Annotated in this window: 11 protein-coding genes; 8 read left to right on the top strand and 3 right to left on the bottom strand. The window is 61.4% G+C overall.

The genetic code is table 11. The features are described from left to right. On the bottom strand, nt 1-710 hold a 710-nt coding region (locus JWP26_RS19280; protein WP_299731655.1), incomplete at its 3' end, for a Ku protein. A 69-nt stretch (nt 711-779) separates the two neighbouring features. On the opposite strand from JWP26_RS19280, the gene JWP26_RS19285 reads away from it, so the two are divergent. Further along, nucleotides 780-1,040 (top strand): hypothetical protein, encoded by a 261-nt coding sequence (locus JWP26_RS19285; protein WP_299731768.1) that lies wholly within the window; start codon nt 780-782, stop codon nt 1,038-1,040. Here the strand turns inward: JWP26_RS19285 and JWP26_RS19290 are convergent. Together JWP26_RS19290 and psrA are read right to left on the bottom strand one after the other, a co-directional pair. Further along, on the bottom strand, nt 982-1,290 hold the full coding sequence (locus JWP26_RS19290; RefSeq protein WP_367184179.1) for an integrase arm-type DNA-binding domain-containing protein: 309 nt from the start codon (nt 1,288-1,290) through the stop codon (nt 982-984). The two genes, JWP26_RS19285 and JWP26_RS19290, sit on opposite strands and share 59 nt — an antisense overlap. A 306-nt stretch (nt 1,291-1,596) precedes the next feature. Beyond that, the gene (gene psrA, locus JWP26_RS19295) at nt 1,597-2,724 is read right to left on the bottom strand and encodes an iron-containing alcohol dehydrogenase PsrA (protein WP_299731661.1); all 1,128 of its coding nucleotides are present in this window, start codon (nt 2,722-2,724) and stop codon (nt 1,597-1,599) included. 93 nt (nt 2,725-2,817) lie between these two features. Between psrA and JWP26_RS19300 the strand changes: the two genes are divergently transcribed. The 7 genes from JWP26_RS19300 to JWP26_RS19330 all read left to right on the top strand — a co-directional run bounded on the left by JWP26_RS19300 (nt 2,818) and on the right by JWP26_RS19330 (nt 12,183). Next, nucleotides 2,818-3,684 carry a LysR substrate-binding domain-containing protein gene (locus tag JWP26_RS19300; protein ID WP_299731664.1) on the top strand — a complete coding sequence of 289 codons (867 nt, stop codon included), beginning with the start codon at nt 2,818-2,820 and terminating at the stop codon, nt 3,682-3,684. A 106-nt stretch (nt 3,685-3,790) separates the two neighbouring features. Next, nucleotides 3,791-5,458 (top strand): Na/Pi cotransporter family protein, encoded by a 1,668-nt coding sequence (locus JWP26_RS19305; protein ID WP_299731667.1) that lies wholly within the window; start codon nt 3,791-3,793, stop codon nt 5,456-5,458. A gap of 114 nt (nt 5,459-5,572) precedes the next feature. Then, nucleotides 5,573-6,835 (top strand): phosphonoacetate hydrolase, encoded by a 1,263-nt coding sequence (phnA, locus tag JWP26_RS19310; RefSeq protein ID WP_299731670.1) that lies wholly within the window; start codon nt 5,573-5,575, stop codon nt 6,833-6,835. A gap of 10 nt (nt 6,836-6,845) precedes the next feature. Beyond that, entirely contained in the window at nt 6,846-8,300 is a 1,455-nt protein-coding gene (phnY, locus tag JWP26_RS19315; RefSeq protein WP_299731673.1) for a phosphonoacetaldehyde dehydrogenase, read from the top strand. A gap of 447 nt (nt 8,301-8,747) precedes the next feature. Further along, nucleotides 8,748-10,274, top strand: a complete 1,527-nt coding sequence (locus JWP26_RS19320; protein ID WP_299731676.1) for an ABC transporter substrate-binding protein — start codon at nt 8,748-8,750, stop codon at nt 10,272-10,274. 72 nt (nt 10,275-10,346) lie between these two features. Beyond that, entirely contained in the window at nt 10,347-11,306 is a 960-nt protein-coding gene (locus JWP26_RS19325) for an ABC transporter permease (protein WP_299731679.1), read from the top strand. Further along, nucleotides 11,299-12,183, top strand: coding sequence for an ABC transporter permease (locus tag JWP26_RS19330; protein ID WP_299731682.1), 885 nt, complete (start codon nt 11,299-11,301; stop codon nt 12,181-12,183). Before JWP26_RS19325 ends, JWP26_RS19330 begins: the two co-directional genes overlap by 8 nt. Nucleotide 12,184: the final 1 nt, after the last annotated feature.

A 12,184-nucleotide genomic window follows, 5' to 3' on the forward strand; every position in this document is an offset into this window, starting at 1 on the left:
CGCAGGGGGATGATCTTCCGGCCTTCGATCTTGGCCTTCACCAGTTCCGCCAGCGCTTCCTCGTAGCGATCGTCGAACTTCTCCGGCTCGAATTCGCCCGCCTTGGTCTTGAGGATGTGCTGGGCCAGTTCGAGCATTTCAGGATCGATCTTGCGCTGGGTGATATCGTCGAACGCCTCGCGAGAGGATCGAACCTCGTAGTCGAAATTCAGCGTCGTCGCGATGAGGCCCTTCCGGTGCGCACGGATGAGCACCGGCCGTAGCCGACGAAACAGCACGGTATGGGCAATGGCAGCCGCCTTTCTCTGGCGCAGCGCCTCGCGGATTAGCACGAAGCTATCCTCGGTCGCGTCCGTCGCTGGCAGAAGATAGTAGGGCTTATCGAAATAGGTCGGGTCGATACGGCCGCAAGCGACAAAGTTGTCGACGTTCAGCACCTTGTCGCTATTGGGCACGGCGGCCTTGATCTCTTCAGGCTCCAGAACAACGTATTTGCCGCCGCTGGTTTCGTACCCCTTCACCTGGTCTTCGCTCTCGACCGGCTTGTCGGTCTTCTCGTCGACATAGACGCGGCGCAACCGGTGCCCAGTCTTGCGATTGACCAGGTTGAGAGAAATCCGTTCGGATGTCGTCGCCGCAGTGTACATTTTTACCGGGCAGACGATTTCCGAGATTTTGATCACACCAGACCATATTGCGCGCGCAGCCATATTAGTCCTCCGGGGTCAGACCAGAACGAAGTGGCGTGCCAGCCGTTCCGTTGTCAGCACCGAGGTCGTATGCGGGAGGGCGACGGGCAGGGGCTTTTGCTCGAAAAGAACAAAATGGGAGCACATAAACCGATCGGTCAAAACGTTCTTGCGCGCGGCAGGTCTTCCCTTTCGAATGCTTCGGGGCGCTTCGAAAAGCTGCAAGCCGAGGATTTCGATGATGGCTGGGGTCGAGACGAGGGCGACGGAGCTCCAAAGCTCGAGGCTTCGCTCACGGCAGAAGCCGCCAAAACGATCCTCGCGCGCAACGAAGGCCCTGATTTGGGCTGACCTCTCTAACTACTACGAAGGCGCGTGCTATTCGGGCTCTGGGTACCCTCGAAGCCTTTGCGGCCTTCTCGTTGCTCTTGGGATGTATGCCCCGGCTGATCTGGACAAGGTACTCCTTGGCAACAGCACGCGCCGCTCGTGTTGAGAGTTCGCCCGTGTCGCCGACAGCGACGCGAATTGTGGAAACGCGTTTGCCGTGTTCCCGGAAGTCTGCTTGGACCATGAATGTCTTCTTAAGGGCTCCCACCATCAAGAAGAAACCCTTTAGGTCGGTATCCCGAACAATGTAGCGTCCTTTTTCGGGCGATAGCAACGCTCTATTGTCTTATCGTTCAATGGGATACGGATATTGGCCACGTTAACCCGCCCGAGGTACATGAAACGGTTTTTGAAACGGTTTTAGCGGCGCGAGATGTCTAAAGCGCTCGGTACGCCTGAGCTGCCGGTTTCGGCAGCGAATTTGGCGGTCCGGCAAATAGTCACAGGCGGATATAAGAAAGCCCGCTGTCTCCGGCGGGCCTCTCGTTGTGGGAAGTTGGGGAAGCCTTCGGGCCTCCTACGCGGTTGCCCTGCGAGCGCCCTCCGCGAACCCGGCTTCCGCCAGGAGCTTTTCGCGATTGCCGGTGAAGTTCTGGCCACGCTCGCCGTCGAAGGCGAGGTCGATCAGCGTGCGCCATTCGACGTCGTCAATGCCGTAGTGGCTGTGGTTGGTGGCCACGCCCAGCTTCGTCAAAGTTGCTGTCAATTGATTGGCGGCGTTCGCGATGTCGCCTCCAAAGATGGCGTCGAGCCCCTCGGCGCATAGTCCGCCATCTCCCGCCACCCCGCGAATGATCATTGGCAGCGAGAATGAGCAGGCGATGCCGTGCGGCACGCCATGCCGCAGCGTGATTGGATAGGACAGGGAATGGGCGATTGCCGACTTGGTGTTCGAGAAGGCAAACCCAGCCAGCGTCGCCGCCCGCGCCATGCGGTCCCGCAAGTCGGGATTGCGCAGGTCGTTGGCCAGAAGCGGTAGCGTCGACAGCACGCCGCGCGCGGCGGCGACGGCGTGGGCCATCGACACTGGATTGGCATTGCGGTTCCAAAGGCTTTCCAGCGAATGGGACAAGGCATCCAGGCCCGTCTGGATAGTCAGGTCGCGCGGCTTGCCGATCATCAGGTCGGGGTCGACGAGAGCGATTTCAGGATAAAGGTCGGGATGCGCCAGCGAGTATTTGAGGCTGGCTGCATTGTCCCAGATGGTGCCCCAGCAGGTGACTTCGCTGCCGGTGCCGGCCGTGGTAGGCACGGCTATCAGCGGCAACGGCTTTATCGTCGTCGCTCCGCTGCGCTTCTTGAGATAGGCGTCGACTAGGCCAAAGTCGCCCCGCGCGGCGGCAAAGACTTTGGCGGAGTCGATGACCGAACCGCCGCCGAGAGCGACCACGACTTCGGGTAGTGTTCCCAGCCCCCCGAACCGTGCCGCCTGCGCTTCGAGCAGCACGATGTCGGGGTTGGGCGCAATATCGTCTATGACCAGTATCGGGGTGCCGGCCTTAGCCTCAAGCTCCGCCGCGAGCGAACGAAAATACGGCTCGCCATAGGTTACCAGCGCATAGCTGCGACCGCCGATGGCGTCGGCCAACATGGAAAAATTGCCGCGGCCAAAGCGGACATCTACGGGGTTTCTATACGACCACACGGCAAATTCCTGTCCTGATCTGGTTGGGTCAGCGGAATCTGTCGAAAATTCAATCCATTGACTAATACAAATTTCTGCGGATTATCATAGGCTGTGGCTATAGTATTCACTCACCTCCGCTCGTTCCACGCCGTCGCCGAAAATCGCGGCTTCACGTCGGCGGCCGGTGCTTTGAACATCAGTCAACCCACTGTCACCACCCAGGTCAAGGAGCTTGAAGAGCGCTATGGTGTGGAACTGCTCGTGCGCCGGGGCCGCCGCGTGGAACTCACGGAGACGGGCGCAGCGCTGTTCGACATTACGCGACGGATCATGAGCCTGCACGGGGAGGCTGAGGAACTCCTGCTGAGCAGCGGGCAACTAACCACCGGCCAGTTGCGGGTCGCGGCGGTCGGACCATTTCACGCCACCGAGATGGTCGCCCGCTTCCTGGCCAAGTATCCCTCGATAAAGGTCAGCATGCTGCTGGGCAATTCCGACCAAACGCTGCAACGCATCCTCGAACTGGAGTCGGACGTGGCGATCCTTGCCCACGTGGTCGAGGATCCCCGGATCTATTCGGTGGCTTTCAGCACGCACGAGGTCGTCGTCTTCGTCAATTCGCAACATCCCTGGCATGACCGTCAGAGCGTCGCCATGGCTGAACTTGCCGGCCAGCCCCTCATCCTGCGTGAAACAGGTTCGACCACGCGCCGCGCCTTCGAAATCGCCGCCCGGAAAGCCGGTGTTCCGATCGAGCCGCTGCTCGAAATAGGCAGCCGCGAGGGCGTCTGGAAGGCGGTCGAGCAAGGACTGGGCATCGGGGTCGTCGCGGACTTTGAATTTGTCCCACACCCCCGTCTCAGGACTATCCACATCGCCGATGCGGTCATTCAAACCGAATACAGGCTGGCTTGTCTGCTGGAACGCCGTCACTCGCCAAAGATAGAGGCATTCATGCAGTCCGTTCTGCAACCCTGAACTGCCACTACGATCCATAGCCCCAGGCTATCGATGCATTCAAACTTGCTAATTGACCCACAAGCGCGGCCAGCATGACACTTGCTTAGTCTACCAAGGCAAGTTCATGACCTTATCGCTCATCGTGCTCCATATGGCCGGCGCCACCATGCTGCTGCTTTACGCCATGCACATGGTGCGCATGGGGATGGAGCTGGCATTCGGCCACACCCTGCGGGTTATGCTGGGACAGGCGAGGCGGGGCGAGTTGATCGCGGCAGGCGGTGGCCTCGCCATGGCGGTCATGCTGCAAAGTTCCACTGCGGTGGCCATGCTTGCCTGCGGGTTTGCCGCAAGCGGGATGCTGGCGGCGCCCACGGGATTGGCGCTGCTGCTAGGCGCCGATATCGGCTCGGCGCTGGTCGTGAGAATTCTGACGTTCGATCTGGGCTGGCTGGTGCCGGTGTGCCTGTTTGTCGGCGGCATCATGCACCTCAAGCTTTCCGGCGAACGTGTCCGCGAGGTCGGACGGATGGTGCTGGGCATAGGCTTCGTCCTCTTGTCATTGCAACTCATTGCTGCGGCCATTGGTCCCCTGCGCAACAGCACCATGTTGCCGGCTTTATCGGACTATTTGGCCAGCGACTATTTCACCGCTTTCCTCATCGGCGCCGCGTTCACCTGGCTCGTCCATTCGAGCGTGGCGACCATCCTCATGGTGGCGGCCCTGGCTGCTCAGGGGCTGATCCCGTTGGAGGCCGGCGTTCCGCTTGTGCTTGGCGCCAATCTCGGCGGCGGCCTGATCGCCGTCTGGTTATCGCGCGGCCTGCCAGTCGCCGGGCGACGCCTTCCGGTGGGAAATCTGATCTTCCGTGCGACCGGTGCCATCGTCGTTCTTGCTGTGGTCGGTGCCACCGGCCTGTCGGCAAAGCCGTTGGGCGCAGACGCCGGCACGGCATTGGTCAATTTTCATCTGCTGTTCAATGCCGGGCTGGCCCTGGTCAGCCTGCCGCTGGTGCGCATGGTGAGTCATCTGACACTGCGGCTGCTGCCTGACCGCCCCGTTGCCGCAACTCCCGGAAACCCGATGGCGCACCGCACCAGCGCCCTCGACCGCTCGGCCAAGGGTACTCCGCAACTGGCGCTTGCCAGCGCGACACGCGAATTGCTGCGAATGGGCGAGCTTGTCGAAGCGATGGTGCGGCCCGTCCTTGAATTGATCCGGGCGGGCGACCGTGCAGCCATTTGTCGTGTGCGCGAGATGGACGAGGCCGTCAATGACGCCCACACCGCCATAAAGCTCTACCTTGCCGAACTCGGTCGGGGACAGATGACTGTGCAGGAGGCCAAGCGCAGCATCGAGTTGACCGATGTCGCCATCAATTTCGAACATGCCGGTGACGTGATCGCCAAAAACCTGCTTGTGCTGGCGCAGGAGCGCCTCGACAAGAATTGGCGCTTCTCCAACGAGGGCTGGGCGGAACTTGTCGCGCTCCATGAGCGGCTGATCGAGAACATGCATCTCGCTCTCAACCTGCTGGTCACCCAGAATTTGTCATCGGCACGGCAGCTTGTCGTTGAAAAAGAGCGGATGCGGCGCCTGCACCGCCATAGTCATAGCCAGCACCTGAAGCGCCTGCAGTCCGGAACTCCTGAGAGTATCGAGACCAGTGGGATGCACATCGAGATTGCCCGCGGTCTCAAAGAGATCAACTCCCTGCTCGTCACCATTGCCTACCCCATTCTGACCGAGAGCGGCGACCTGCTGGAGAGCCGCCTGACCAAGGTGGGTTGATCCATAGCCTGCGTCTATCGTTGCAATTCAGAAATGCGATTTGGCAAATGGAGTTGTTAGGTTCAAACAGCTAGCCAACCGAAGCGATACCTTTTCAAAGGCTAAGGAGCCCTCATGAACCAGATGTCCCCCGCCAGCGTGTCCGCCAATGGTCGCGCCTATCCCTGGCCGCGCGTGCCGGCGATTGCCATCTGCCTGGATGGCTGCGAGCCGGCCTACCTGGACGAGGCCATCAAGGCCGGGCTGATGCCAGCGCTGGAGCGGATCAAGGCCAAGGGTACGGTGCGGACCGCGTTCAGCGTCATTCCCAGCTTTACCAATCCCAACAACATGTCGATCGCCACCGGCCGCCCGCCGGCGGTGCACGGCATTTGCGGCAATTACCTCTACAACCCGGAGACCGGTGAAGAGGTGATGATGAACGACCCGAAGTTCCTGCGGGCGCCCACGGTGTTCCAGGCGTTCTATGACGCAGGCGCCCGGGTGGCGGTGGTGACCGCGAAGGACAAGCTGCGCTCGCTGCTGGGGCATGGCCTGCGCTTCGACGAGGACCGGGCGATCTGCTTTTCGTCGGAAAAATCCGACACCACCACGGTGGCGGCGCACGGCATCGCCAATGCCTCGAAATGGCTCGGCCGGCCAGTCCCCGAAGTCTATTCGGCAGAGTTGTCGGAGTTCGTGTTCGCGGCCGGCGTCGAGCTGCTCAAGGAATGGCACCCCGATGTCATGTACCTGACCACCACCGATTATGTGCAGCACAAATACGCCCCGGGCGTGAAGCAGGCCAACGACTTCTACGAGATGTTCGACAAGTACCTTGCACAGCTTGATGCACTGGGTGCGGCCATCGTGGTGACCGCCGACCACGGCATGAAGCCCAAGCATCATGCCGACGGCTCGCCCAATGTGGTCTACGTGCAAGATTTGCTGGATGAATGGCTGGGCAAGGATGTCGGGCGGGTAATCCTGCCGATCACCGATCCCTATGTGGTGCACCACGGCGCGCTGGGCTCCTTCGCCACCGCCTACCTTCCCAAGGACGCCGATCGCGCGGACATCATCGCCCGGCTACAGGCCATTGAAGGCATTACGCTGGTGATTGACCGGGAGGAGGCGTGCCGCCGCTTCGCACTGCCACCCGACCGCATCGGCGACATCGTCATGATCTCGGGTGAGAACAAGACCATCGGCACCAGCGAACACCGTCACGATCTGGCGGCGCTCAACGAGCCGTTGCGCTCGCATGGCGGCCTCACCGAACAGGCCGTGCCGTTCATCACCAATCGCGTGCTGCCCGACCAGCCCGACGCGCCGGCGCTGCGCAATTTCGACGCGTTCTACTACGCGACGCTGGCTGCCGCGCAGCCGGCAAGCTAGGGGGCGGGTCATGAACGCGGTGGAAAAGAAAATGGCAGTCCGGCACGAGCCGATGCGTATTGCCGGCAACAAGGTCGACGCCGACGGCGTGGTGGAAGTCCGTTATCCCTGGGACGACAGTGTCATCGGCACGGTTCCGGCGGGGGGCGCCGAACACGCGCGGCGCGCCTTCCAGATCGCGGCCGCTTACAAGCCCAAGCTGAGCCGCTACGAGCGGCAGCGCATCCTGCTCAAGACCGCTGACACGCTGAACGCCCGCAAGGAGGAACTCTCCGACCTGATCACGCTGGAGCTGGGCATTTCCAAGCAGGATTCGCTCTATGAAGTGGGGCGAGCCTTCGACGTCTTCACCCTGACCGGGCAGATGTGCATCCACGATGACGGGCAGATCTTCTCCTGCGACCTGACCCCGCACGGCAAGGCGCGCAAGATTTTCACCACGCGCGAGCCGCTGCGGGCGATCTCGGCCATTACCCCGTTCAATCATCCGCTCAACATGGTGTCGCACAAGATCGCGCCCGCCATCGCCACCAACAATTGCGTCGTGCTCAAGCCGACGGAGCTGACCCCGATGACCGCGCTCATCCTGGCGGACATTTTGTACGAGGCCGGCCTGCCGCCCGAGATGCTGTCGGTGGTGACCGGCTTGCCGCAGGACATCGGCGACGAGATGATCACCAACCCCGATATCGACCTCATCACCTTCACCGGCGGCGTTCCCGTGGGCAAGCTGATCGCCTCCAGGGCTGGCTACAAGCGCCAGGTGCTCGAACTGGGCGGCAACGATCCCCTGATCATTCTCAACGACCTCAGCGATGACGATCTGGCCCGCGCTGCCGACCTGGCCGTCGCCGGCGCCACCAAGAACTCGGGGCAGCGCTGCACGGCGGTCAAGCGCATCCTGGTGCAGCAGCGGGTCGCCGACCGCTTCGTGCCGCTGGTGCTCGAACGCGCCAAGAGATTGCGGTTCGGCGATCCGATGGATCGCTCGACCGATCTGGGCACCGTGGTGAGCGAGCGCGCCGCCAAGCTGTTTGAAGATCGAGTGCACATGGCCGCGGAGCAGGGCGCCGAAGTCCTCTATAATCCGGGCCGCCGCGGCGCGCTGCTACCGCCCATCGTGATCGATCGCGTGCCGCACGGCTCCGAGCTGGTGATGGAGGAAACCTTCGGCCCGATCATCCCCATCATCCGTGCGCCCGACGATGACGATGAACTGATCGCGCTGTCCAACTCGACCGCCTTCGGCCTGTCCTCGGGCGTTTGCACCAACGACTTCCGGCGCATGCAGAAATACATTGCCGGGCTGGAAGTGGGCACGGTGAACATCTGGGAAGTGCCGGGCTACCGCATCGAGATGAGCCCCTTCGGCGGCATCAAGGACAGCGGCAACGGCTACAAGGAAGGCGTTATCGAGGCCATGAAAAGCTTCACCAACGTGAAGACTTTCTCGCTGCCGTGGTGAGCTTGGACCTGGCAGTCGTCGCGTCCACACGGGCGTGCATATGTCGCGGCCAAACCGGCCGTCGGCAGGCTGGTTTTGCGCAGGCTCCCATGGGCGACTTTGCCCGATAACTCAATAATTCTGTGATCCTGCAGACGTTTAAGTCTCAGTAACACACCCCGTCGGCATAGTCACAATACTGTCATTCGGTCAATGTAACTCGCAGAACCATAGACTGGCTCAATCGATGTCATTGATAGATGAGATTGGACCGGAGCGCGGGGGGGTGCGAGCCTGCCTCATCGCTCCTGGCAAAACGTCTCCCCAAAGATGCAGAGATCAGGTCGCATAAGTGAAAGTTCGGGATGGTTTGCCGCGCTGTCGCGGTAGAAACGGGAGCACGACATGACAACGATTTCCAAAAGAGAATTCTTGAGGCTTCTGGGTCTAGGGGCATCGGCACTGGGGATGCAATCTGCATTCGGCAGCTTTGCTTTTGCGCAGGAGACGGGCCTGCCGGCCTGGGCCGCGCTGCCTGCTGGCGCCGAGCCCAAGACGGGCGGCAAGCTGGTCTATGGCCAAACCTATCCCAACTGGGCGGTTGGTACGTCCGACAACGGCAAGCACCCTTATTATTGGGTCGATCTGCTGACGCGTTCGATCTGGAACTGCCTGGTCTGGGTCGACCATGATTTCAACCTGCAGGGTGAACTGGCCGAAAGCTGGCAGGCAGATGAGACGCTCAAGGTGTGGGATTTCAAGTTGCGCGAGGGCGTGCTGTTCCATAACGGCAAGGAAATGACCTCCGCGGACGTCGTTGCTTCCATCAATGCCCACATCGCCCAAAAGGGTAGTGGTTTCATCAACGCCTGGTTTGAAAGCATCGAGGCCACCGGCAAATACGCCGTTCGCTTCAATCTCAACGCCGCCTATGCCGAGTGGCCCTATGCCCTGGCCGAATACCGGCTGGCAATCGTCCCCGCTGCCGGCGATGACGTCATCCTGACCGACGGCATCGGCACCGGTCCGTTCAAGCTCGTCGAAGTCGACAATCGCCGCGGCTTCAAGGCGATCCGCAACGAGAATTACTGGCTCAAGGGGCGTCCCTTCATCGACGAAGTCGAGGGATACGTGGTCAATTCGCAGACTGCCATCAACGGTTTCCGTTCCGGCCAGTTCAACGCCGTCTTCAACATCGACCCGACCACGGCCGGCCAGTATGAGAGCGCCGCCGGCATCGTCGATAAGGCTACTGGCGGCGACCAGTTCTTGATCTCCATGCCTAAAAATCTCGACATGGCCTGGAATGATCCGCGCATCCGCCTGGCGCTGAGCCTCAGTATCGACCGCAATGCGATCAACCAGATCGTCTACAACGATCCCGGGACCTGGATCGGCAACGACACCCACATGTCCGGGATCAATCCCGAATTCCTGCCCCGCGAGGTTGCCTACGACATCGACAAGGCCAAGGCCCTGCTGGCCGAGGCCGGTCATCCCAATGGCATCGATCTTCCTCCGGTAGTGTTTTCGCCATCCTTCCCCGAGATGCCGCGGGTAATGGCTATCGTTGCTGAATCGGTCAAGAAGGCCGGCATCAACATCGAAATCCGGGAAATGCCGACCGACGGCTTCTCGGCTTATGTGACGGAAGTCAACAAGCCCTATGGCAGGCCCGCTGTGGGGCCCGTAGGGCCGCGCAATCCGGCGACCAACATGTCTCGAATGGCGGTCAACCAATCAGAGGAGGCGGGCTGGACCGGCGAAAAGGCCGACGCCTATCGCGCGCTCTATGCCACGACAATTGCGGAGCCGGACGAGACCAAGCGCCTCTCGATGTATCAGGAGCTACAGCGCATCGCCCAGTCCGATACCCCTGCCATCATCCTCGGCGGCCGGCGCAACATGCTGGCGCACAGTGCAGGCGTGGTTAACCTCAAATCCCACTTCCAGAACTGGGGCAGCCGGTTTGACGATGTCTGGATCCAATCCTAACTTCTGAGTCAAAGGGGCGCGTCAGGCGCCCCTTTCCACAAGCAGGGTCGAGCCATGCCACAGATCTTAGCCATGACAGTACGACGCCTCGTGATGTCGTTTTTCATTCTCAGCATCACGGCATTGATCGTGTTCTTGGGCACCGAAGTGCTGCCCGGTGATGCGCTGACCGCCACTATCCCGACAGAGGAACTGCAGTTCTATAGCGCTGATCAGCTCGCCGAGATGCGCAGCGAGCTAGGCCTCGATCGCCCGATCCCGGTCCGCTTCCTGGAGGTGTGGGCCCGCCTGATGACCTTCGATTTCGGCACCACCATCGTCAAGCACGAGCCGGTCGGGCCGCGCATATTCCATCCCATGATCAATTCGGCGATCCTGGCAGGGGTCGCGCTCGTCGTCATGCTGGCGCTGGTGATATCGCTCGGCACGCTGGCCAGTCTCAAGCCTGGCGGACGCCTGGATACTACCATCAGTGCGACGACGCTGTTCACCTATTCGATGCCCGATTTTGTCGTCAGCAACCTCTTCGTCATCGTGTTCGCGGTCTGGCTTGGCCTCGCCCCGGCGGTGATTCTGGCGCCCACTAACGCCCCCAAGCTGACCATCCTCGCGGCTTCCATTCTTCCTGTTCTGGCGCTTTGCGTTCACGGCGTCGCCTATCAGTACAGGTTGCTCCGCGCCGGCATGGTGGAGGCGCTCAACAGCGACTATGTCGAACGCGCCCGCTTGGCGGGGCTGCCGACTTGGCGCATCAGCCTGGTCCACGCGCTGCCATCGGCGTTGATCCCGATGCTCAACGGCACGGCGTCCTTCGTTGCCGGCCTGCTGTCCGGCTCGGTCGTGGTGGAGGCGGTGTTCAAATATCCGGGGGCCGGTGGCGAACTGCTGCGCGCGCTCTCGCAACGCGAGATACCAACCATCCAGGCCATAGCGTTCCTGGCGGCCCTCGCCGTGGTTGTGGCCAACCTTCTGGCCGATCTGGCAATCCTCGCCCTTGATCCGCGCGTTCGCACGAGGTCCCAAAATGGCTGATATCCCGGTTTCAACGCCGCTTCGCCGGTCCCTCGGATGGTTGCGGTCGCGGCGCCTTCGCCGCGCCCTGTCGGAGCCGGCGACGTTGATGGGGCTGATCCTGGTGGTTGCCCATCTGTTGCTGGCACTCCTGGCACCGCTATTGGCACCATATGATACCAGCGCCCTGGTTGGCGCCCCGTTGCAGCATCCCTCCTGGGAGTTTCTGATGGGAACGGACCAGATTGGCCGCGACTACTTCAGTCGCATCATAGCCGGCGGTCGCATCGCCCTGATGGTTTCCTTTCTTGGCATCGCCATCGCCGTGGTGAGCGGGACCGTGCTCGGCATCATCGCCGGCTATATTGGTGGCCGGACTGACGAGATCATCATGCGCATCGTCGACGCGATGATGGCGATTCCCGATTTGATCCTGATTGCCATTCTGATCCTGGCGCTGGGCACCGGACCTGGCGCGCTGATCCCGGTCGTGGCGGTCGTCTATACTTGGGGCGTGGTCCGCGTGATCCGCGCCAAGACCATCAGTCTGTCGACGCTCGATTTCGTGCGCTCGGCAGAACTGCGGGGCGAAACGCGGCTGGCCGTCATGGTCCGTGAAATCCTGCCCAACCTTATCGGCCTTCTCGGGGTGGAATTGGCGGTTCGTGTCTCCTCGGCAGTGCTTCGCATCAGTGCGCTCTCGTTCCTGGGGCTGGGCATCAGCCAGCCCACCCCCGATTGGGGCTTGATGGTGCAGGAAGCCATGGGCGTCATTTTCACCGATCCGTGGTTTCTGCTCCTGCCCGCCATCATGCTCTCCAGCCTGATCATCGGCGTCAATTTCATGGTCGACGGACTCTCGCGCGCCTTCGGTATCACCACAGCGGAGCTCGGTTGAG

The sequence above is a fragment of the Devosia sp. genome (genome assembly GCF_028290435.1).
Classification (GTDB): Bacteria; Pseudomonadota; Alphaproteobacteria; order Rhizobiales; family Devosiaceae; genus Devosia.